This window comes from Thalassotalea fusca, assembly GCF_053485835.1.
This window is the reverse complement of record NZ_JBQRUN010000004.1, coordinates 53420-75047: the sequence shown is the minus strand read 5'-3', so window position 1 is coordinate 75047 and position 21628 is coordinate 53420. Positions and strand designations below refer to the sequence as shown.

General features: G+C 40.4%; 20 protein-coding genes and 1 other RNA gene. 15 read left to right on the top strand and 6 right to left on the bottom strand.

The window, feature by feature from the left end; translation table 11 throughout:
- Positions 1 to 18: 18 nt before the first annotated feature.
- Positions 19 to 201: non-coding RNA, 6S RNA (ssrS, locus tag ACSLUK_RS06440), on the bottom strand.
- Between the two features lie 158 nt (positions 202 to 359).
- Positions 360 to 671, bottom strand: a complete 312-nt coding sequence (locus ACSLUK_RS06435; protein ID WP_448547716.1) for a cell division protein ZapA — start codon at positions 669 to 671, stop codon at positions 360 to 362.
- Between the two features lie 232 nt (positions 672 to 903).
- Here ACSLUK_RS06435 and ACSLUK_RS06430 point away from each other — a divergent pair, with 232 nt between their 5' ends.
- The 10 genes from ACSLUK_RS06430 to ACSLUK_RS06385 all read left to right on the top strand — a co-directional run bounded on the left by ACSLUK_RS06430 (position 904) and on the right by ACSLUK_RS06385 (position 11837).
- Positions 904 to 1473, top strand: a complete 570-nt coding sequence (locus ACSLUK_RS06430) for a UPF0149 family protein (protein WP_448547715.1) — start codon at positions 904 to 906, stop codon at positions 1471 to 1473.
- 56 nt (positions 1474 to 1529) lie between these two features.
- Positions 1530 to 2870: a Xaa-Pro aminopeptidase gene (gene pepP, locus ACSLUK_RS06425; protein WP_448547714.1), complete on the top strand. Its 1341-nt coding sequence runs from the start codon at positions 1530 to 1532 to the stop codon at positions 2868 to 2870.
- A gap of 33 nt (positions 2871 to 2903) precedes the next feature.
- Positions 2904 to 4130 (top strand): 2-octaprenyl-6-methoxyphenyl hydroxylase, encoded by a 1227-nt coding sequence (gene ubiH, locus ACSLUK_RS06420; RefSeq protein WP_448547713.1) that lies wholly within the window; start codon positions 2904 to 2906, stop codon positions 4128 to 4130.
- A 35-nt stretch (positions 4131 to 4165) separates the two neighbouring features.
- The gene (locus ACSLUK_RS06415) at positions 4166 to 5398 is read left to right on the top strand and encodes a UbiH/UbiF/VisC/COQ6 family ubiquinone biosynthesis hydroxylase (RefSeq protein ID WP_448547712.1); all 1233 of its coding nucleotides are present in this window, start codon (positions 4166 to 4168) and stop codon (positions 5396 to 5398) included.
- Between the two features lie 236 nt (positions 5399 to 5634).
- Entirely contained in the window at positions 5635 to 6723 is a 1089-nt protein-coding gene (gene gcvT / locus ACSLUK_RS06410; RefSeq protein WP_448547711.1) for a glycine cleavage system aminomethyltransferase GcvT, read from the top strand.
- 120 nt (positions 6724 to 6843) lie between these two features.
- On the top strand, positions 6844 to 7233 hold the full coding sequence (gene gcvH / locus ACSLUK_RS06405; protein ID WP_448547710.1) for a glycine cleavage system protein GcvH: 390 nt from the start codon (positions 6844 to 6846) through the stop codon (positions 7231 to 7233).
- A 123-nt stretch (positions 7234 to 7356) separates the two neighbouring features.
- A complete protein-coding gene (gene gcvP / locus ACSLUK_RS06400; protein ID WP_448547709.1) occupies positions 7357 to 10245 on the top strand; it encodes an aminomethyl-transferring glycine dehydrogenase in 2889 nt (962 codons plus the stop codon).
- A gap of 453 nt (positions 10246 to 10698) precedes the next feature.
- Positions 10699 to 10950: a ribbon-helix-helix domain-containing protein gene (locus tag ACSLUK_RS06395; protein WP_448547708.1), complete on the top strand. Its 252-nt coding sequence runs from the start codon at positions 10699 to 10701 to the stop codon at positions 10948 to 10950.
- Positions 10937 to 11224: a type II toxin-antitoxin system RelE/ParE family toxin gene (locus ACSLUK_RS06390; protein ID WP_448547707.1), complete on the top strand. Its 288-nt coding sequence runs from the start codon at positions 10937 to 10939 to the stop codon at positions 11222 to 11224. Before ACSLUK_RS06395 ends, ACSLUK_RS06390 begins: the two co-directional genes overlap by 14 nt.
- A 175-nt stretch (positions 11225 to 11399) precedes the next feature.
- On the top strand, positions 11400 to 11837 hold the full coding sequence (locus ACSLUK_RS06385; protein WP_448547706.1) for an FAD-binding oxidoreductase: 438 nt from the start codon (positions 11400 to 11402) through the stop codon (positions 11835 to 11837).
- Between the two features lie 89 nt (positions 11838 to 11926).
- Here the strand turns inward: ACSLUK_RS06385 and ACSLUK_RS06380 are convergent, their stop codons facing one another.
- Complete coding sequence (locus ACSLUK_RS06380; RefSeq protein ID WP_448547705.1) at positions 11927 to 12292, bottom strand: hypothetical protein; 366 nt, start codon at positions 12290 to 12292, stop codon at positions 11927 to 11929.
- A 467-nt stretch (positions 12293 to 12759) separates the two neighbouring features.
- Here ACSLUK_RS06380 and ACSLUK_RS06375 point away from each other — a divergent pair, with 467 nt between their 5' ends.
- Positions 12760 to 13920, top strand: coding sequence for an alpha/beta hydrolase-fold protein (locus ACSLUK_RS06375; protein ID WP_448547704.1), 1161 nt, complete (start codon positions 12760 to 12762; stop codon positions 13918 to 13920).
- Between the two features lie 151 nt (positions 13921 to 14071).
- Here the strand turns inward: ACSLUK_RS06375 and ACSLUK_RS06370 are convergent, their stop codons facing one another.
- On the bottom strand, positions 14072 to 15031 hold the full coding sequence (locus ACSLUK_RS06370; protein WP_448547703.1) for a helix-turn-helix transcriptional regulator: 960 nt from the start codon (positions 15029 to 15031) through the stop codon (positions 14072 to 14074).
- Between the two features lie 106 nt (positions 15032 to 15137).
- Here ACSLUK_RS06370 and ACSLUK_RS06365 point away from each other — a divergent pair, with 106 nt between their 5' ends.
- Positions 15138 to 15791, top strand: a complete 654-nt coding sequence (locus ACSLUK_RS06365) for a glutathione S-transferase family protein (protein WP_448547702.1) — start codon at positions 15138 to 15140, stop codon at positions 15789 to 15791.
- 215 nt (positions 15792 to 16006) lie between these two features.
- Here the strand turns inward: ACSLUK_RS06365 and ACSLUK_RS06360 are convergent, their stop codons facing one another.
- Complete coding sequence (locus ACSLUK_RS06360; protein ID WP_448547700.1) at positions 16007 to 18928, bottom strand: putative Ig domain-containing protein; 2922 nt, start codon at positions 18926 to 18928, stop codon at positions 16007 to 16009.
- Positions 18929 to 19285: 357 nt separating this feature from the next.
- On the opposite strand from ACSLUK_RS06360, the gene ACSLUK_RS06355 reads away from it, so the two are divergent.
- Positions 19286 to 19894 carry a PEP-CTERM sorting domain-containing protein gene (locus tag ACSLUK_RS06355; protein WP_448547699.1) on the top strand — a complete coding sequence of 203 codons (609 nt, stop codon included), beginning with the start codon at positions 19286 to 19288 and terminating at the stop codon, positions 19892 to 19894.
- A gap of 137 nt (positions 19895 to 20031) precedes the next feature.
- Here ACSLUK_RS06355 and ACSLUK_RS06350 read toward each other — a convergent pair whose 3' ends face one another.
- Entirely contained in the window at positions 20032 to 20196 is a 165-nt protein-coding gene (locus ACSLUK_RS06350) for a DUF2986 domain-containing protein (RefSeq protein ID WP_448547698.1), read from the bottom strand.
- A gap of 358 nt (positions 20197 to 20554) precedes the next feature.
- Between ACSLUK_RS06350 and ACSLUK_RS06345 the strand changes: the two genes are divergently transcribed.
- Together ACSLUK_RS06345 and ACSLUK_RS06340 are read left to right on the top strand one after the other, a co-directional pair.
- Positions 20555 to 20977 carry a hypothetical protein gene (locus tag ACSLUK_RS06345; RefSeq protein ID WP_448547697.1) on the top strand — a complete coding sequence of 141 codons (423 nt, stop codon included), beginning with the start codon at positions 20555 to 20557 and terminating at the stop codon, positions 20975 to 20977.
- Between the two features lie 110 nt (positions 20978 to 21087).
- Positions 21088 to 21585 (top strand): DUF411 domain-containing protein, encoded by a 498-nt coding sequence (locus ACSLUK_RS06340; RefSeq protein ID WP_448547696.1) that lies wholly within the window; start codon positions 21088 to 21090, stop codon positions 21583 to 21585.
- Positions 21586 to 21628 lie beyond the last annotated feature (43 nt).

The window sequence follows — 21628 nt, the reverse complement described above, 5'->3', positions numbered from 1 at the left end:
TATGGTAGGTAAGGGGAGTAAGCTTCCAGAATGCCGTAGTCAACGTCAGCCCTTGAACACCGTGTGTTCAAGGCGGAAATCGCACAATACCCGTAGGCTTCCCGATGCGAGTCGGGCCTGCTCAATAGACACTGATAAATTCCCTTAGGTAAAACTTATCGGCTCAGGGACATAGTTAATCTACGCACATCCCAGAAGTCTTGAATGGCATTATAGCTAATATCATCGCTAGGGTTAAACAATTTTAACTGTTAAAAAGTGTGTTTGCTGATTTTGCCAACAAGATCAGTCTATTGTTTAACAGGCAGGCCAGTTTTTTTATGCTGTTTGGATGAAGATTGTGCTGGTTAAGGGCGAGGTTAGGCTTGTTTGCTGCTTTTTTCTTGCAATGCTTGCTCAATGGTTGATTGCAGTAAATCAATCTTACTTTGCATTTCAATAAGTTCAGCTTTGTGTGCCTTTTTGGCTTGAATTAGGTCATTCGCTAAATTCAATGCCGTCATTAGCATGGCTTGTTCAGGCGTTTTTACCGAATTCTGATTTTTTTTGTCGAGTGACAAACGCTGGTTGAGTTCTTCTGCCGCTAGCAATAACGCAGACTCTTGTCCTTGAGGACAAGCGACTTTTAATCGTCTATTGGCTACTTCAATAGAAACATTATGCGGCTTCATTTATTACAACAATCCAGAATTTTGTGTGAATGCATTATTGCTTTCACTACATATTACGTATTTGTTTGTAAAATATACACAAATTACAAACATACTAGCTGGTCAACTATAACGGTCACAGATCAAGTATGCAATAGCCTAATTGTGTTTTTTTATGTCTGTACACGCTAGTAAGAATGAATGTGCAGTGGTACGATAACCGTAAGAAACAACTTAAGTTAAAAAGTGATTAATGACTGAACAATCCTCCCTTGAATTTTCGTCGATACAGGCGATTATTACCACCGAAAACGTTAAAGCTCACGCGTCAGAAATTCATGGCTTACTTACTGGTTTAATTTGTGGTGGCTATGAATTTGAAAAAAATGACTACCTGCAAATTATCAATGACATGTTTAACAACGGTGAAGATATTCCCGCGCAAGTTCGTATGACATTAAAGCTGTTATTTGGTCAAGTTTGGCAGAGCCTTCTGGATGATTCATATACGTTTGCCTTACTACTACCAGATGATGACGACTCTATGGCTGAACGCGGCCATGCATTAGGTGTTTGGGTACAAGGTTTTAATTTGGGCATGGGTCTACAGCAAAAGAACAACGCGATATTGTCGGAAGACGTGAAGGAAGTGCTATCTGACTTTGCTGAAATCGCTAATCTGTCTGAAGAAGTTGACGAAGACGAAGATACTGAGCAGGCCTACTTTGAAATTTCTGAGTATGTACGCATTTCTGCGCTACTCTGCTTTACCGAGCTAGGCACGCCGCCAGAGAATAAGCAAACGAGTGATACTATTCACTGAAATACGATATTATTCAATGAATTGACGGCTAAATTGCATAGGAATTTGTGAATAGAATGACACAGCCATATCAAATTTCGAATGAAGAGTTTGCGCAGCGCAGGCAAGCGCTCTTTGACGCGATGCCGCCACATAGTGTGGCCATTTTCGCGGCAAATGAAGAGGTGACACGTAGCAATGACACCGAATACCCGTTTTGTCAGAATAAAGATTTTTATTATTTAACGGGATTTAATGAACCTGAAGCGGTTCTGGCACTAATCAAACAAGACATTGGGCAAACGCTTACGGTGTTATTTTGTCGCGGCAAAAATCCAATCGAAGAAGTTTGGCATGGGCGACGCATCGGCCCAGAGCAAGCCGTTACCGACTACGGATTTGACCGCGCATTCGCTTTATCAGAACTAGACGCCATGATGCCGTCTTATCTGGAAAACCAAGCACAGCTTTGGTTAATGCGTCAAAGCTCACCTGAGTTGGCTGCGAAGGCTGACGATTGGCTGGCAGACATAAGTGCGCGCGTACGACAAGGCGTTAAGCCGCCTATGACACTAGTCGATTGCACAGGCATAGTTCACGAGATGCGTTTGTTAAAGTCAGAACATGAACTAACGATTATGCGTCAGGCAAACGTGATCAGCGGCGGTGCACATCATCGAGCGATGCGTGTCTGCAAGCCGGGCATGTTCGAATATCAGATTGAAGCTGAATTACATCATGAGTTCACATTCAATAACGCACGTAGTCCTGCTTATGGCAGTATTGTGGCAGGTGGTGACAACGCTAATATATTGCATTACACCGCCAATGCTGACGAGCTGAGATCGGGTGATTTATTGCTGATTGATGCTGGTGGGGAAGTGGCTGGTTATGCGGCAGATATTACCCGTACTTTTCCCATTAACGGTAAATTTACTGAGCATCAGGCGATAATTTATCAATTGGTACTGGATGCGCAAAATCTTGCTATTGAAGCGATAAAACCTGGGCAAACTCTGGCCGAATTAAATCGCATGGTGGGCGAGTTTTTTACAACAGAACTTCATAAACTAGGTATATTACAGGGCGATTTAGCTTCGCTGATTGAAGAAAATGCCTGTAAACGCTACTTCATTCATGGGCTAGGGCACTGGTTAGGGCTTGATGTTCATGATGTTGGCGATTATGGCATTGTTGATAAACAGCAGTGCCGCCCATTTGAAACGGGCATGGTAATGACCATTGAACCGGGGCTATATTTCCCACTAAATGATGACAGTATAGCGCCACATTGGCGTGGTATTGCGGTAAGAATAGAAGACAACATTGCCGTTATTGATCAAGGTCATGAGAATCTAACTGCACATGTGGTTAAATCAATCGCCGATATCGAACAATTAATGGCGAGCGACAAATAGCGTATCGCTACGAATTAGTGGATGACAAATTAAATGCGTCATGAAAACTACGACATTGTTATAGCAGGTGGGGGGCTTTCAGGGTTACTCACAGCGCTAAGTATTGCTAAACAATGCCAAACAACTCAAACGCGTCAATTGAGTATCGCGATAATTGAGCCACAACCGATTAAGCACGAGCCAAATTTGGGGTTTGATGCGCGGGTATTGGCATTATCGCATGGCACAGTGAGTTTCCTTGCTTCTTTAGGCTGTTGGCCGGCCATTGCTAAACATGCTGAGCCAATAAAGCGCATTCATATTTCAGACCGTGGCTATTACGGTAAGGCCAGGATCAACGCAGCAGATCATGATGTTGATGCGTTAGGTTACGTTGTTGAAATGGCTATTATTGGCAAAGCGCTTTATCAAGCATTGCAGCAAGAGCCAAATATTCATTGGTATTGTCCTAATACCATCGAACAAATTGACTGGCAGCAAGATAAGGTTGCGCTATCGCTTAATGACAGTAGTGAGAAAGGCAAGCTAACATTAAACGCCCAGTTGCTGCTGGGGTGTGATGGTGCCCAATCGGTGTGCCGCCAACACGCAAATATTCAGCTTCGCCACAAAGATTATCAGCAGAGTGCCTTGATCTGTAACGTACAAATGGCAAGGCCTCATCAAAATTTGGCTTACGAGCGATTTACCCAACATGGGCCATTGGCCATGCTACCAATGAGTGACGGTTCGGCTAACAGTCATACGTGTTCGCTGGTATGGACATTAACGCCTGAAGAAGCGCAAACACATTTAGCGCAATCAGAAGAAGCATTTAAGCAAGCACTGTTTAAAGCCTTTGGTAGTTGGTTAGGCGAAGTTAAAGCCAGTAGCTCACGGTACGTTTTTCCATTAAGCTTAGTGCAAGCTGAAGAGTCGGTGTTTCATCGCATGGCACTTGTTGGCAACGCATCGCATACGATTCATCCCATTGCTGGGCAAGGGTTTAATTTGGGCGTGAGGGATGTGGCTTATTTATCTCGGTTGGTTGTTGAAAAACTAAAAAACTCAGAAGATATTGGAAGTTTTGCCATGCTCAATGAATATGCGCAGCACCGAAAGCAAGATCACCAAAGAGTCATTAGTTTGACAGACTCACTAGTTACGTTATTTTCGAATGATCTACCGCCTTTGGTTGCCGGACGAAATATTGGCTTAAAGATACTTAATTATTTGCCGCCATTGAAGTCCGCCTTTGTTAATAAAACAATGGGCTATTAAGCGCCACAAAAAATTAGGAAAAATACAGAGAACCCATGCAAAAATTTGATGTGCTCATTGTTGGCGGCGGTATGGTTGGTTTATCGCTTGCTTTAGCAATTCGTAAACAAACAACACTGTCGGTTGCCGTGGTTGATAAGAGTGAACCCTCGCCACTCGCAAACGAGCCGGAATTACGCGTCAGCGCGATTAATGCAGTAAGTCAGCAGTTATTCAGTGCGCTCGATGTTTGGCCACTAATTCAGGCACAGCGATCGCAACCGTATACCGCAATGCATGTATGGGATAAAGATGGCATAGGGCAAATAGGTTTTTCAACTAGCGATATCCCTTCGTCACTTCACGCAAGTGCGTTAGGAAGCATTATCGAAAACTCGGTGATTAGAACGGCACTCTGGCAAAAGGCAGCCAACGTCAGTGGCATCACCTTAATTACCGGCGACAAAATAACTAACATTAGCCATAGCGACAACGAGTCATTTGTTAGCTTCACTAGCCAACCTCCAGCGCTCGCAAAACTTATTGTCGGGGCTGATGGTGCTAATTCATGGGTTCGCGAACAAACACAAATCACGCATACTTTCCGTGATTATGATCACCACGCCATTGTTGCAACGGTTGAGTGTAAGCTTGGGCATCAAGATACGGCATGGCAAGTATTTTTACCTACTGGCCCCCTGGCATTCTTACCGCTTTATCAAAACAATGCGTGCTCAATTGTGTGGTCTACGGCACCAGAAGAAGCCAAACGGTTATGCGCTTTATCGCCGGAAGAATTCGGCAAAGAACTTACCATGCAAAGCGATGGTAAGTTAGGCAATGTAACCCTTGCCAGTGAAAGACTAACATTTCCACTGCGCATGCGTATGGCGCACCAGTTTGTTGAAGGGCGCGTTGTCTTGGTAGGTGACGCTGCCCATACTATTCATCCATTAGCTGGACAAGGGGTAAATTTAGGCTTGCTTGATGCTGCTGCGCTAGCAGAAACACTTGCTCAAGCTCAGGAAAAATACGGCGATAGTTGGTGCAATGTGAAATCGCTACGTGCATTTGAGCGTTGGCGTAAAGCAGATGCTGTAGAGATGATTGCTGCAATGGAAGCCATTAAGCAAACATTCACGCCTCAATTATCACTAGTTAAGTTGATGCGAGGTATAGGTATGAGCTTGTTAAATAAAGCAACGCCAATCAAATCAATAATGCTAAAACAGGCGATGGGAGATAAAGGTAAACTCCCTGAATTAATGCAAGCTAATCGCACCGTATAAACCCCACTAAAAATAATAACTGGCTAACCGTGAATTTATATCAAAAACCCTGCAATTTTTTGTGGGGTTTTTGTTTTTTATTTATCTAAAGTTGTGTTTTCCGAATTTTGTTTCGTTTCTGACTGTTAAGTCAGTTTTAATTTGAAAATCATGCGTTATTTTGTTGAATCGCACAGGTCTCGTGGCTATAATTGCCGCAATCTTGTAATTATATCCAATGAAGTGGAACACAAACGATGACAAGCAAAACTGTATTACATGCAAAGCACCTTGAAGCTGGTGCAAAAATGGTAGACTTCCATGGTTGGGAAATGCCTATTAATTATGGTTCTCAAATTGAAGAGCATCATGCCGTAAGACAAGACGCTGGAATGTTTGATGTTTCGCACATGACAATTGTTGACATCAAAGGTGCTGATGCAAAAGCATTTTTACGTCGCTTAGTGATTAATGACGTTGAAAAGCTTGCCCTAACAGGTAAGGCGCTTTACACCGGGATGTGTAACCACGAAGGTGGTGTAATTGACGACCTAATCATTTACTTCTTCTCTGACACTGACTACCGTTTGGTTGTTAACTCTGCAACACGTGAAAAAGACTTAGCGTGGATGAATGAGCAAATTGCAGACTTTGACGTAACTATTACTGAACGTCCTGAGTTTGGCATGATCGCGGTTCAAGGTCCTAAAGCGAAAGCAAAAGTAGCCACAATTCTAAGCACTGAACAACAAGCTGTTGTTGAAGACATGAAGCCATTCTTTGGTGTTCAAGCGGGCGATTTATTCATCGCTACGACTGGTTATACAGGTGAAGACGGTTATGAAATCGTTGTTCCTGAAGCACAGGCGGCAGATTTGTGGCAACAACTATTAGACGCTGGTGTTAAGCCATGTGGTTTAGGTGCGCGCGACACATTGCGTTTAGAAGCAGGCATGAACTTATACGGTTTAGATATGGATGAAACAGTTTCACCATTAGCTGCTAACATGGCGTGGACAATTAGCTGGGAACCAACAGACCGTAACTTTAATGGTCGTGAAGTACTTGCTGCTCAACGTGAAGCGGGCGATCAACCTAAGCTTGTAGGTTTAGTGCTTGAAGAAAAAGGCGTATTGCGTACAGGTCTTAAAGTAGTCAGCGAAGCGGGTGAAGGTGTAATTACCTCGGGTACGTTCTCTCCAACATTAGGTCATAGCATAGCGATGGCTCGTGTACCAAGAAGTGTGAAAATTGGTGACACTGTTGAAGTGGAAATGCGTAAAAAGTTAGTTAAAGTTCAAGTGGTTAAGCCAAGTTTCGTAAGAAATGGTGCAAAGGTTTTTTAATCACTAGATGACATTAAGAATTTTCGGTCTATAGTATGTATTAGCGTTGGCTAGTGAGTAGGCTAACCATACTATCCGTAAACAATATTATTTTAATTAGAATTATTAGGAACAATAAAAATGAGCAACATTCCTTCAGAGTTAAGATACGCAACATCACACGAATGGGTACGTAATGAAGGTGACGGCATTGTTACTGTTGGTATTACTGAACATGCACAAGAACTTTTGGGCGACATGGTATTTGTTGAGCTACCAGAAGTAGGCGACGCCGTAACAGTTGGTGACGACGTAGCAGTTGCTGAATCAGTAAAAGCTGCTTCTGACATATATGCTCCAGTTTCTGGTGAAATTGTTGAAGTAAACGAAGATTTAGAAGATTCTCCTGAACTTGTTAACTCTGATGCGTACGGCGATGGCTGGATGTTCAAAGTGAAGTTAGAAGATGAAGGTGAATTGGCTAACCTTTTGGATGCAGAAGGTTACGAAAACTCAATTGACGAAGACTAATCGTTAATTAACATATAATTAAAGCCTCGATTTTTGATCGGGGCTTTCTTTTTATTACAGATATTTTAGTGGTGTTGTTAGCATGTTGCTGGCAATCCGAGTATTTACTAGGTAACGCTGTTTATGACTACTCAATCGTTAGACGCTCTAGAGCAAAATCAAGATTTTATTCGTCGCCATATTGGCCCAGACGAAGCGCAAACCCAAGCTATGTTAAATGATATCGGTGCAGAATCTGTAGATGCATTGATCGATGAAATTGTACCGGCCAACATTCGTTTAGCTGATTTACCAGCGATTGAAGAAAGCAAAACAGAAGTTAAAGCGCTGAGCGACTTAAGAGCTGTAGCGAGCCAGAACAAAGTAAACACCACTTATATTGGTTTAGGTTATTACGGCACATTAACACCAAACGTTATTCTACGTAATGTATTAGAAAACCCAGGCTGGTACACAGCGTACACGCCTTACCAGCCAGAAATTGCACAAGGTCGTTTAGAATCACTTCTTAACTATCAGCAAATGTGTTTAGACCTAACAGGTTTAGACTTAGCGTCTGCTTCATTACTTGATGAAGGTACGGCAGCCGCTGAAGCGATGGCGCTTGCTAAGCGTGTGTCTAAAAACAAAAAATCAAACGTATTTTTTGTCGCTGAAGAAGTTTACCCACAAACAATCGACGTGGTTAAAAACCGTGCCGAGTTCTTTGGTTTTGATTTAGTTGTTGCACCAGCAGCAGACGTTGTGAATCACGACGTGTTTGGTGCGTTATTACAATACCCTGCAGCATCAGGTGAAGTAACAGATATTTCAGGCTTAATTGAAGCAGTGCACGCTAACAAAGGTATTGTGGCTGTAGCAGCTGATATTATGAGTTTGGTGTTACTTAAAGCGCCAGGCGATCTAGGTGCCGACGTAGTAATTGGTTCAAGCCAACGCTTTGGTGTACCAATGGGCTACGGTGGCCCACACGCGGCATTCTTCACTACGTCTGACAAATACAAGCGTTCGATGCCGGGTCGTATTATCGGTGTATCAAAAGATACGCGTGGCAACAACGCACTTCGCATGGCAATGCAAACGCGTGAACAACACATTCGTCGTGAAAAAGCGAACTCAAATATTTGTACGGCACAAGTATTACTTGCCAATATGGCGGCATTCTATGCGGTTTACCATGGTCCAAAAGGCCTGAAAGTTATTGCTAACCGTATTCACCGTTTAGCGGATATTTTGTGTTTAGGTACTGCAAGCAAAGGCTTAACAGCGGATCACGCTAACTACTTCGATACATTAACGTTTACTGTTGATAACAAAGAAGAAATTGTAGCTCGTGCGCTAGCTGCAGGCATTAACCTACGTACTGACGTAGACGGCAAAGTAGCGGTTTCACTTGACGAAACAACGACACGTGACGATGTTGCAGCATTGTTTGATGTGTTCTTAGGCGAAGGCCATGGTTTAGATGTTGCAGCATTAGACAAGCAAATCGTTGATTGCGGTCATTCTTCAATTCCTGCGGCATTAGTACGTGAATCTGAAATTTTAACGCACAAAGTATTCAACTCGTATCATTCAGAAACTGAAATGTTACGTTACATCAAAAAGTTAGAAAACAAAGACCTAGCGCTTAATCACTCAATGATTTCATTAGGTTCATGTACGATGAAGCTTAATGCAACAGCGCAAATGATCCCTGTTTCATGGCCTGAATTTGCGAATATGCACCCATTTGCACCAATTGACCAAGCACAAGGTTACAAGCAAATGATCGACGAGCTAGGCAAATGGTTAGTTGAGCTAACAGGCTACGACAATATTTCGATGCAGCCTAACTCAGGTGCACAGGGTGAGTATGCGGGCTTAATCGCGATTCATAAATACCATGAAAGTCGTGGTGAATCGCATCGTAATATTTGTTTGATCCCATCTTCAGCACACGGTACTAACCCTGCTTCAGCGCAAATGGTTGGTATGAAAGTTGTGGTTGTAGACTGTGACTCAAGCGGTAACGTTGACATGGCTGATTTGAAAGCGAAAGCGGAAGAAATGGCTGACAACTTATCGTGTATCATGATCACTTACCCGTCAACGCACGGTGTTTATGAAGAAACCATTCGTGATATTTGTGACATCGTTCACGCCAATGGCGGTCAGGTTTATCTTGACGGTGCCAATATGAACGCCCAAGTAGGTATTACTTCACCGGGCTTCATAGGTGCTGACGTTTCTCACCTTAACTTACACAAGACTTTTGCCATTCCACACGGTGGCGGTGGCCCAGGTATGGGACCAATCGGTGTTAAATCTCACTTAGCGCCATTCTTGCCAGATCACCCATTAGTGACTGTAAATGAAGACACTAAAGGTAACGGTGCCGTTTCAGCAGCACCATTTGGTAGCGCAGGTATCTTATGTATTTCTTACCTTTACATTGCATTGTTAGGCAAAAAAGGTGTTACTGATTCAACGAAATATGCGATCACTAATGCTAACTACTTAGCGCACAAGTTAAGCCAACACTACCCAATTCTTTACACTGGCAACAATGGCCGTGTAGCGCATGAATGTATTGTTGATTTACGTCCACTTAAAGAAGCTTCAGGTATTACTGAAATGGACGTGGCAAAACGCTTAATGGATTATGGTTTCCACGCACCAACTATGTCATTCCCAGTAGCAGGCACACTAATGATCGAGCCAACTGAGTCTGAAAGCAAAGTTGAAATCGACCGTTTCATTGAAGCGATGGTATGCATTCGTGATGAAATCCGCAAAGTTGAAAAGGGCGAGTGGACGTTAGAAGACAATCCGCTTCACAATGCACCGCACACGCTTGCAGATATCACAGATCCAGAATGGAACCGTGGATACTCAGTAGCAGAAGCTGTATTCCCTGTACCAGCTGCTGCAGCTAACAAATTCTGGCCAACAGTTAACCGTATCGACGATGTATACGGTGACCGTAACCTAGTTTGTTCTTGCCCTGCAACGGATACGTATAAGGATTAATAGTTGTTGTTGAGGATCATTAATTAAGTTTGTCAATTGACTTAATTGTCAATCAATTTTTAAAAAGCGAACCAGAAATGGTTCGCTTTTTTTATGCATTCAATGAAAATGCCAGAAAGCGCCACATCACAATACATAAAGTTGAAGCAGAACTAATAAATTGAGTTAGTTCTTTTTCATTCAACTTAATAAAGAAGCTATTGTTATGTCAAAAGCAAAAATTAATTCGCCGATATTGAGGAGCATCTTAGACTAGACATAGAGCTATACGGACCTCACTTTTAATTAATTTCTAGATGCAAAATTAGGTAGTACATTGACACTGGTTATGGATGCAATTTAACACAAAGTTTTAAAATGAACTTTGAGGAGAACTGTACTAGAATTAAAATGGTAGTATAAAGTAGGATTATATCCGTAAAAGGTTTCTTTCATTGGAGGTAAATTATGGCAATGGTAAAGAAAAGTATCACAGTAACGGAGCAACAAGAACAATGGATGCAAGCTCAACTTGCAACTGGTAATTATGCTAGTGACAGTGAGTTATTACGAGATTTGATCAGAAAAGAGCAAATGCGAGCAGCAGAGATTGAAGCTATACGTATTAAACTAATCGAAGCTGAGCAAAGCGGCTTTGTTGAAAAATCACCTAGTGAAATGTTAGCTAGCTTTAAGGAAGAAGCGCGCAAGAATGGGAAGTTATAAACTTAGCAAAGAAGCAGAATCTGATTTAAAACGGATTTGGCTACGTGGTCTTGATAACTTTGGCGAAAGGCAAGCAGATGCTTATTATTTTAAATTTTTTGCTCGTTTCGAGCAATTAGCGCAGCAGCCTTATTTAGCACCTTCCGTAGATGAAATACGTCAAGGTTATCGTCGAGCTATTTGTGGTGTAGATAGTATCTATTACCGTATTCACGGGGACAATATTGAGATAATGCGGGTGCTAGGTAGACAAGATGCTCAACTTAACCTTTAACGGTTTTTAGAAAAGATAAAATGAGCAATAGTTCACTGTCAAATAGGCTCTTAGAAATTGATAATCGACTTCAGAAACTTACAACCTACAAAGGGGGCGGTGACAAACAATTCTCATTTGTCACCGACCCCTATTTTATTTTGAAGCGAGTTATGATGTTAGAGAGCTTGAACCCATGAGTCGTAGGGAAGAAACTTATGTGTTGAGAGAGTACTTTGTTCCTGTTGCACGGTTTGATAGCTTTTCAGCAAAGATGTCAGCCATTTTCAAAGAACATGAGGTTAATGTCCTTAATGTATCAGTTCGCCATGCTTTGCCTGATACTGGCTCATTGCTAGCTTGGGCGAAAGAAGAAGTATTTGCTTTTGTTGTCTATTATCGCCAAGGAACATCTGAAGTGGACAAAGAGGAAGTTAAAGCATGGAGCCGAAAGATGGTAGATGCTGCTATTTCTGAAGGTGGAGCGTATTACTTGCCATACCAGCTACATGCCACAACTGAGCAATTTCATGCAGCTTATCCAAGAGCGAAAGCGCTCTTTGCATTGAAGAAAAATCTAGATCCTAATAATCGTTTCAGCAATAAGCTATGGGAGCAGCATTATGGGAAATAAAGTAAGTAGTAGTCTTAATGCTTTTGTCAAAAATAGGTAGGTTTTTATGATACGTTAGTACGTGTCATGTTATGAGTTTCGTATTTAATTTATTGCTCTTCTGTAGACGTAAGGAACTTTACAGTAAAAGACAATCCACTCTCTTTTAATAGTTCCTCAATAATAGTTAAGTGAATATTGCTATTCACCAAATAAATCACATGCTGGCAACCGTTCGCTTTACACCAAACGAAAAAACTTGAAACCTCTTCAAAAGAGTCATGAGTAAGTAAGGTGTGAGATGGCAGTTTTATCAGTAAACTCCATGACTCTCTTGATAATTCATTTACCTTTTGTTTTACTCCTGAATTCGCGGATTGAACACCTTGCAGGTTAAATTCTCCGTTTAGCTCTAAAACTATTCTTTCTTCTGTTGTATAAACTTTAAATTCGCCATGAGGGTCGTTAATCATCATTCGCTCCAAGCATTTACGCGCTTAAACGATGGTTATTGTTTAGTGTCGTATAACTTGTGTTTGCTTTAGCTAAGTAACAAATTATATTGACAGAGGAGTCACTCGTCTTGAGTTTTATTATGGCTCACTTTGTAGAATGAGCAATTAAATGAAGGTACGAGATATAGCATTAAAATTGTTACAATTCCTAATCAAGGGAAAAAGGGTCTAGAGTGAACAAAGGGGTCGGTGACAAATAATTCACATTTGTCTCCGCCCCCTTTATTTTTAAAACTAGAACTAATTTCTACGCTAAAGTGAGTTAAAAAATACACCTTAGCGCAGTTATAAATGCAAACTTTCTGTAATCCTTTCATATTTCAAGATTTATTCAGGTAATTAGGTTAATGTAGAGGTCAATGAAACACTGACATGCTAGTAGCACGCATTAACTACATTGAATATTATTTAAATCAAAGGGAAATATAATGATAAGAATATTAACGATATTTATATTGCTCACTGTTTGTTCTTGGAACTCAGCAATTGGTGAGGAAATAGTCATTGGGGAAAGTGAAACACTACACTCAAAAGTATTGAATGAAAAACGCCTAATATTTGTTAGCTTACCTGAAGGCTATGAGGAAAATGATTATTCCTATCCGGTCTTGTATTTTACTGACGCCGAAGCTCATTTTGAAATAATGGTAAGTACGGTTAACTTTTTAAGAAAATCCAATATAATTCCGCCGATTATTCTTGTTGGTATTCAAAGTGGCGCAAATAGAACACGCGACTTAACACCTCGAGTATTTAATGAAGAAGACAAAAAACACCCTTGGTTTCAAAGTGTTGAGTATGGCGGAGCTAACAAATTTTTAACTTTCATTGAACAAGAGCTGCTCCCACATGTAGACAAAAAATATAGAACGGCTGATTTTAGGGTGTTTTCAGGTCACTCCTTTGGTGGTCTGTTTAGTATCTACGCTTATGTAAACAAGCCTGAGCTATTTGATGGATTTATGGCAATCAGTCCATCGTTAGGTTGGGATGATGAACGCATTGTCAAAGAAGCCAAACAAAAGATTGAACAAAACGCTCTCCCAAAAAAATCTATATACATCAGTAAGGGGAGCGAGCAAGGCACTACAGCGGCAAGCTATAAATCAATAATGAGCTTGTTCGAGAAAAACACTTCCTATCCAATCACATCACAAGAGTTTCCTGAAGAAAGCCACCTTACCGTTGTCTTTGATGCTCAATTTCACGGACTCAAAGCGATTTTTAACGAGTGGGAGTTACCATACGTAGAAAGCGCTAAAGGTTTAGGTGAGGTTAAAGCTCATAACAAAAACGTAAAAGAGGCGTATAAAATTGATTTCACTTCGGAAAGTTGGTTGATAAACCTCGGAAACAGTCTTTATTACAAGAAAAACTACGATTCAGCCATTGAAGCATATGAATACAATATAAGTTTGTTTCCAAGTCACGCATATTCGTATTTTCAGTTAGCAAAGACATATGAAGAAAAGAAAGAGCATAAGCTGGCACGCATTAACTATGAAAAAGCCAACAAATTGGTTCCAACTACCAGTCCTTACAAAGAAATCTATGAAAAGGCAGTTCAAAAAATACAGAGCGAAGAGTAATTAGTTCCCAGAATACAGAGGGTCAAAAGGGGTCGGTGACAAATAATTCTCATTTGTCACAGACCCCTTTATTTGGGAAATTTTAGTGAGTTTGAGCACTTGCAGATAGTGACTGAATATATTTGCCGAAGCAAGGTTTAATAGCTGTTAGTCATTTGTATTGCTCTGCCATGTCGGCCAGTACTTTTCTTACAGCCACTCGCAAATCTTCAGGTGCCGCCACTACAGCATCGGGTCCTAACCTAAGAATATCTACTATGGTGTGATCATGTTTGCCTGCTGGTAGGCTAACATGCGTCCACCCTTTTTCATCTGATGAGATCACACTCGTGTGCTGGCGCACATAAGGCGAGCTAAAGTAGTGGAGTAATTTAAGGCCTTTACTGGTGAGTTTTAGCTGAATATTGTTTGGGTACAGGCTCTTTTCTAGCGCAGCCGTGGAGTTTTTCCAGTAGTTGGACAAGTCAAAACTCGTACTCTGTTCGAATACTTGGTTGAGCACAGACAGCTGTTTTATTCTTGATACCTTAAAGGTTTTAATTTCATGATCGCTGTTAGCAACTAGATACCAGACTCCGCTCTTTAGCACGAGTCCGTAAGGTTCAATCGTGCGCATTCGACAGGCTCGCCAGCTTTGATATTCTATTTCTACTCTCTGCTGATTCCACGCTGCTGACATAAGTTGTGGTAGGTAATCAACCTCTTCATTCTCGTTAAACCAAGCGGGTGAATCGAGCAAAAAGCAAGAATGAAAACGCTCAGCATCGTCCCTCAAGTGTTTTGGCAGTGCTGCCAACAGTTTTAGTCGGGCTTCTGACATGGCAGGCGCCAACCCGAGTTTCTCTGCCGGATCAGACAGGCCTAACAAGAATAAAGATTCGGCTTCAGATTTTGACAAACCGTTGAGCTGAGTTCGATATCCATCTAGTAGTTGATAACCACCATTACTACCTTGTTCACTATAAACCGGAATGCCAAGGCTACTGAGGGTTTCTATGTCTCGGTAGATGCTGCGTACGGATACCTGACAATCTTGAGCTAATTCACCTGCGGTAACTCGGCCTTTAGATTGTAGTTTCATCAGTATGGTTAATAGCCTGCTTGCGCGCATTTGGAATTCTCGAAAATAATTGCAATTTTATAATGTAAACCTGACAAAAGTTGTCAGGTATGGTCACTATAGTGTGATTGATTTTACACAGCAATAGGAAATTACTATGACAAATCAATCACCCATTCTCTTTCATGCGCCTCAGTCTCGTTCGTTAAGTGTGCTAATTTTACTGAAGGAATTGAATATTGAATTCGACCTACATGTTTTGAATATACACAAGCAAGAAAATTTGAAACCCGAATTTTTGGCGGTTAACCCTCTTGGAAAAGTCCCTACTTTACAGCATCACGAAGCTATAGTGACTGAACAGGCGGCGATTTACATGTATATTGCCGACTTATATTCGTTAGGTAATCTGGCACCAGCCATTGATGATCCACTTCGGGGCCCTTATGTGCGATGGCTTACTTTTTATTCGGGCTGTTTTGAGCCTGCACTATGTGACAAAGGGCAAAACCGAGAGCCAGGCCCGAGAAATATGAATCCTTATGGCGAGTTTGATGCAGTAATAGGCGCTGTACAGGCGCAACTTGAGCAAGGGCCTTTCTTGTTGGGAGACCGATTTACTGCGGCAGATTTGCTTTGGGGAACTGCGTTGTGGTGGTGTACTTCTTTTGGTCTAGTAGAGTCTACACCTGCTATAAAGCGCTATATAGAGCAAATAGTGCATCGTCCGAGTTTTGTCGAAGCAAATAATATAGATGCTGATTTGGTTGCGAAGCAGGAGACCGAGCAAGAAAAAGCGGTTAACGCTTAAATTATTACTTAGTATCAAACTTTCAATAACGATATTTGAGTGAGACAAAATCTAAATCGCGAGCTTTGTCCCGCTCTGCATTGTGTTTACACAGTCAGAGCGGGATTGGCTAAATGTTTTAGGTATCTTATCGGCGACGTAAATGGCTCGGTAATTACCTATTTATCCACCTTTAGCTTGAAGCTGCCGTGCGCTTTAGTCATCGATTAATGTTTTTATTCTACATTGCTAGTGCGCTGTGTTGTCACGTTTATACGAATAAACGTTAATATAAGCGTTAAAGCTAGTAACCATGACAATGCTCCCCCTGGCGCTTTATCAGCAGGTGGTTGTTCTTCGCCTGTCACCGGAGCACTCTTTTTGACCTCAATATTAAATGGAGGCAATAGCGATCTAAAAACGCCGTCATAAACACTGATAATGATATTTTCAGTGGTAACTACGTCTCTTTCTAATGTTGGCGTACCTGATAGCTCTCCAGTCTCCGTATTAAAGGAAGCCCAACTAGGTTTGTTTTTAATGGAAAACGTTAAAGTGTCGTTTTCAAATTCACTAACTGTTGGAGTAAAGCTATAAAGTTCATTTTGAATAACCGTTTGGGCTGGTTGTCCCTCTATTAACGCAGGGTTACCGGAGAGGTTTGTCTTTATTAGCTCATAGCCTAAGTATTTGTTTCCAATGTAAACATCGTTAGTGCCAAAATAATCGTTATCGATTTGTGCAACAAAACTGACTTCGTCTTCGATGGAGCTAAATGTGTTAGTGTTATTATCGTATATTATCGTTTGATAATTAGTAAGCTCACCAATAGATAACCCATATTTTCCAGTGAAAAATAACTTATCTTGAACCACTTTGGGAAAGCGGAGAACAATACTATATGGCGTTTCAATCTTTGTTAATGATTCATTTGATTCGTCATATGCCCATAATACGGAATTGGGAACTACAGAGTCCACTTCATAGCTACTGGTAAAAAACAACTGTTCTTGATAAACAATAAAGCTACTCAGTCTCTTGGAGACATAATGATCTGCACTTGAAGGTATGTTAGCAACCGATACAGCTTCTTTTGTATTGTCATCATATGCCCATAATACTTGGTAGCTGGTGTCCTGCACGTCTAAAGACGAAGTAGTGAAATAAAGTTTATTCTTATAAACGGTTAAGTTCTCAATGGCGGACTCACTATTATCTGCATTGACCTCAGATACTAGTGCTAATTTGTTATCGCTGTCGTCATATACATACAGACTAAGTCCTTTGTTTCCACTGTAGGCAGTGAAAAATAACTTATTATTATAAACAGCGAATTCGTCAATGTTGGAATAGTTACGGCTAGTGCTAATTTCCGCAACGGTATCAATGGATTTAGTCGCATTGTTGTATTTATGGATAAATTGTAGTGAGCCGTTATTTGCTAACTCTGACGATATAAAATATAAGTCCTCATTTACACTAATAAGTTTTATACCATTAGAGAAGATGTTATTGCTGAGCTCACTATCTGTTACCCGTACTATTTTGTTTGTTTCACTTTCGTAATACCAAAGCTGCTGTTTATTTGAGCTTGCTTTGGCAACAAAAAAGAGCTTGCTATTATGAGCGGTTAGGGCATAAGGGAATTTGATTTCATTAGAATGGTTGAGATTATCAACGTCTTGCAATAGGTTAGGTTTATCAGCAACAGGATCATACACCCATAGTCGTGTACGCTCCTCACCGAAGGCGGTAAAATAAAGTTGCTGATTGTATTCAATTATATTGTTTGGCGATGAGCCGCGGTTTTCTTGGTAAAGATCTAAAACCCTACTTGGAGCGTTTTCCATTGCGGAAATTGCGTAGGGTTCGTAATTGCCTGTGTTCTCACGAGCTCCCTGAAAGTAGAGTTGGTCATCATGCACAGCTATAGTGGAGTCTTGTCTCGAATAACCATATTCAACAGGCTGTGTACTATGAGTTTGTGTGTCATATAGCCATAGTGATCTTTGTTCAAAATAGTTTGTAGGGTAAGCCCAGAAATATATTTTTTTATCAAATATCGTTAGGTTAGAAGGGAAAGAACTACCATAGCCAATTTCACTATCGGTAAATTCGGTGTTAATATTGGCAACCAAGTTAATTTCGTTGGTTTCACTGTTATAGCTCATTAATTCGTAGTCTTCAGAGCCATCCATATCTCCAGCGAAATATAAGATATTGTCATAAACCACGTAATCATTAACACTAGCCTCGCCAACATTCCTTACTTGGCCTGTGGCTTTATTATATGCTTTAAGTGCTTTTTTATTGGGGCCGAGGATTGGATTACTAGCGTATTGAACCTCTACAAAATATAACTCTTCATTATATACAGCGGAGATCCTTATATGATCAGAACCTTCAGTTGCTTCAATAATTTTTGTATTGGCGTTAGTTTTAAAGTTGTATGCCCAAACCTCAGGTGTACCTTTTGAACTTTTATTGCTATAAAAAAGTTTATCGTCGTATATAAAAGTCGTATTTCTGGGATGATCATTACGCTCTACATAAATGCTTACGTTATCAAGTCGTTCGACGCTGTTATCTGATTCGTTTAGCGTCCATAATCCAGCATTGAAGGATGAAGTTCCGTAATATTCTCCAAGATCAGAATCATCACCCAAGGCAAAATACAATTTGTCATTATATTGCGTAAAGTTTGCTATATAGTGGGTTTTGAACTGCTTAATTAAGGTTGTTTGCTGCGTGCTATCATCATGAACCCATAAAAAGCTAGTCCTGTCGCTGCGATAAGCCTTGTTAATCATTGTAGTGAAGTAAAGTTTATCGTTAACCACAATAAAGTTATCAAACCAACCACCATATTCTTTGAAATCTTTAATCAGTTTGTGCTTTTTAGTGTTATTGTCGTAGTTCCATAAGGCATTTTCAGCAAGTTTTCCTTCAAAAACACCTTTGCCAGTAAAGTAAAGCTTGTCGTTTAATGAAACAAAGTTATCTGGTGATGAACCTGCAGGATATTCTATTTTATTAATATCATACGCAGTTGTAGTTAAAGAAGAAGCGAAAGCAAGCATAGGGATAAGCAGTAACATGATAGTTACACTTCTAATCATGTTGCCAAAGTGCATGTTGATTTTTGTCTGTTTTTTCATTGAGCTTCCTTACTATAGTAATTTACTGATACAACACTGATTAAATTAAGTTCCATTTCTGACACAGTATATGTTTTGCAAAAAGATTGTAAACGAAATTTGTCGTAAAAATCTAAAGTTTGTAAGCGATGAGGTAAAATTAACGATAACAAAGGGGTCGGTGACAAATAATTCTCCGACCCCTTTGTTATTTCGTCATTTTATACTGCGGTAACATGACTTACTGTCAAATTATTTTACATGTATTCGTTCAATTATTGTGCATTAGACGTTTAACCTAGTAAAAACAAGTGGCTAGAATGTTGGAACGTTTCGTGCTTTGAACTATTGTCTAAGTTTATTTAAAAAGGGTGTAAAATGAAGAATATGGTATTGTTTGTATCACTTATGCTTTCTAGTTCAGCATTTGCGGGACTAATTGATTTTAATACAAACCCTGACAACAATTATTGGGATACGCCTATAAGCTCGAATGGATTCTTATTTACTGATATTACAGGTCAAGGTTCGCTTGGTACGGCTTCCAACCTTGACAATGCAAGTGTTGATAATGGTACCGTACATTTAATGGATTGGGTGAATTCAGGTAATTTATCATCAGTCAGAATGGAAGCAATAGATAACTCGCTGTTTAGTTTGAATATGTTTGATTTTACTAGTGGCTATTTAAGTGGAAGTGAGATCGCTACGCAATTGTCTGTGAGTGGCTTTGATATAGGTGGAAACCTTGTTGCTAGTGCTGTTTTCTTATCAAATAGCTACAGTCATCTTTCTTTTACAACGCTTAATTTAAGTAATGCTTTTCAAAACTTAAGATATGTTATTTTTGACGCAACAGGGAGTAATAATCGCGTTGGGTATGACAATATTGTTGTAAACAATGCTGTATCTGTTCCTGAACCTTCTTCACTCGTAATACTCGCTCTTGGGTTACTTGGCCTTTCAAGAAAAAATAAGATTATCTAGAAGCCATATACCTTTTAAAGCCTTGTGTTAACAAGGCTTTATTCCCTATATTCCTCGACCACTTTATTCTTTGGATATCGAATCAGATCTGGAATGTTATATCCGCAATTCGCACCTAGCCAGTATTTAAAATAAACCTATTGCTCAGTATTAGTTTGTGAATTCTCGTTTTCTGTTTGCTCAGTTAGCTTCGCTCTTTCCGCCTTAGCAATATATTTGGGTTTATTGCTTTTATGCACCTTAGCATTGGCTTTTTTCTTCTTCGCCAGCAGAGTGGTTTTGATTTTCTTTTTACGGTTCATTGAATATTTTGTTTATCAGTACTAGAAAAATAATGCTTAAACTTGTGAATTTTTATTTTATCAAGAATAAAGTGGTATTACCCACAAAAAGTTAACACCCTCATTATGCGTATCTTTGCGCATACTCCATCGGGCTCAAATCCGCCTATGAAGCGTGCCGGCGTATTCAATTGTAAAATGTCTATGTATGCAAATATACTCGCTTCGATTGTTCAATCGACTGGTATTTTTCAAAAAAAATGGGGGGCGACAAATAAATATCATTTGCACTAATGATAGCTACAAAACACCTAACCCCCATATTTACTTTTATCCCGATTTCACATATCCTCGTTGGATTGTCGTTTTTGGGAAGTTTATGTTGAATTCATTTTCTAAAGTTTTAGTCGTTGTTGCTATGCTGATTGCCTTTGTTGGGCAAGCGTTGGCGAATACGTCTATGTCTTGTGAAATGTCAGCTAAATCTCACCAACCATATATGGCAATGGATCAGTCAACAATGGATCATTCAACGATGGACCACTCCTCGATGGAACATGCTTCAATGGACCATGGCGGCATGAATCATTCCATGATGAACAATAGTGATACGCAAAGCCACGAAGAGTGTTGCGGAGCAGACTGTGCTTGTCCTGTAAGTGCTTGCTCAACGTTAAGTATTGTGAGTTCAGTGCCGAGTACTGCTGTTTTGGCGCGTCTTAGTGAAGGCGTAATGCGTCAGCAAACCAACCAAACAAAATCAATTTCTTCTTCTTTATTTCGTCCACCCATTATCGCCTAACACAGGGTTAGTGCGCCTGCTTTTTGTCAAAAGCTAATTTCGCGCACGTTGTAAAGTTTATACATTAAGCGTAAATGCGCTTAAGATATTCCAGATTTTCTGGGGGCGAAATGATTACTAAATATTTGAAAATAACCATATTAGCGCTATTTCTATCGGTGCTTATTTATGATGATGCTCAAGCTCAAGCTCAAGAGCAAAAACAAACAGCGAAAGCGTTATTCGTTTATAAAACCCCAACTTGCGGATGTTGTAAAAAGTGGATTAGTCACATTACCGAACAGGGAATTGTCGCGTATTCAAAAGACTATAACAGCCTAGATTTTATTAAGAATAAGTATGGCATCAAGCCAAATCTCCGTTCATGCCACACTGCTGTGACACAAGATGGCTTCGCCTTTGAAGGGCATGTGCCAGCCAAGTTTATTCAGCAATTTCTCTCTAAGCAGCACCCAAATGCGATTGGTTTGTCGGTACCTGCAATGCCATTAGGCTCTCCCGGGATGGAAGTCGGCGATCGATTTATGCCATATAAAGTGTTGCTCCTCAATAAAGACGGCACGAGTGAGGTTTATGCGCAGGTAAATACTTATGAGGAACAATTCTAATGGATCCCGTACTAACAAAATTATCGGCTGTTAATTTTTTAAA

Bases quoted from the DNA above. Each gene is read 5' to 3' on its own strand.
- ACSLUK_RS06435 (WP_448547716.1), bottom strand. From the start codon at position 671: ATGAAGCCGCATAATGTTTCTATTGAAGTAGCCAATAGACGATTAAAA.
- ACSLUK_RS06430 (WP_448547715.1), top strand. From the start codon at position 904: ATGACTGAACAATCCTCCCTTGAATTTTCGTCGATACAGGCGATTATT.
- pepP (WP_448547714.1), top strand. From the start codon at position 1,530: ATGACACAGCCATATCAAATTTCGAATGAAGAGTTTGCGCAGCGCAGG.
- ubiH (WP_448547713.1), top strand. From the start codon at position 2,904: ATGCGTCATGAAAACTACGACATTGTTATAGCAGGTGGGGGGCTTTCA.
- ACSLUK_RS06415 (WP_448547712.1), top strand. From the start codon at position 4,166: ATGCAAAAATTTGATGTGCTCATTGTTGGCGGCGGTATGGTTGGTTTA.
- gcvT (WP_448547711.1), top strand. From the start codon at position 5,635: ATGACAAGCAAAACTGTATTACATGCAAAGCACCTTGAAGCTGGTGCA.
- gcvH (WP_448547710.1), top strand. From the start codon at position 6,844: ATGAGCAACATTCCTTCAGAGTTAAGATACGCAACATCACACGAATGG.
- gcvP (WP_448547709.1), top strand. From the start codon at position 7,357: ATGACTACTCAATCGTTAGACGCTCTAGAGCAAAATCAAGATTTTATT.
- ACSLUK_RS06395 (WP_448547708.1), top strand. From the start codon at position 10,699: ATGGTAAAGAAAAGTATCACAGTAACGGAGCAACAAGAACAATGGATG.
- ACSLUK_RS06390 (WP_448547707.1), top strand. From the start codon at position 10,937: ATGGGAAGTTATAAACTTAGCAAAGAAGCAGAATCTGATTTAAAACGG.
- ACSLUK_RS06385 (WP_448547706.1), top strand. From the start codon at position 11,400: ATGAGTCGTAGGGAAGAAACTTATGTGTTGAGAGAGTACTTTGTTCCT.
- ACSLUK_RS06380 (WP_448547705.1), bottom strand. From the start codon at position 12,292: ATGATGATTAACGACCCTCATGGCGAATTTAAAGTTTATACAACAGAA.
- ACSLUK_RS06375 (WP_448547704.1), top strand. From the start codon at position 12,760: ATGATAAGAATATTAACGATATTTATATTGCTCACTGTTTGTTCTTGG.
- ACSLUK_RS06370 (WP_448547703.1), bottom strand. From the start codon at position 15,031: ATGCGCGCAAGCAGGCTATTAACCATACTGATGAAACTACAATCTAAA.
- ACSLUK_RS06365 (WP_448547702.1), top strand. From the start codon at position 15,138: ATGACAAATCAATCACCCATTCTCTTTCATGCGCCTCAGTCTCGTTCG.
- ACSLUK_RS06360 (WP_448547700.1), bottom strand. From the start codon at position 18,928: ATGAAAAAACAGACAAAAATCAACATGCACTTTGGCAACATGATTAGA.
- ACSLUK_RS06355 (WP_448547699.1), top strand. From the start codon at position 19,286: ATGAAGAATATGGTATTGTTTGTATCACTTATGCTTTCTAGTTCAGCA.
- ACSLUK_RS06350 (WP_448547698.1), bottom strand. From the start codon at position 20,196: ATGAACCGTAAAAAGAAAATCAAAACCACTCTGCTGGCGAAGAAGAAA.
- ACSLUK_RS06345 (WP_448547697.1), top strand. From the start codon at position 20,555: ATGTTGAATTCATTTTCTAAAGTTTTAGTCGTTGTTGCTATGCTGATT.
- ACSLUK_RS06340 (WP_448547696.1), top strand. From the start codon at position 21,088: ATGATTACTAAATATTTGAAAATAACCATATTAGCGCTATTTCTATCG.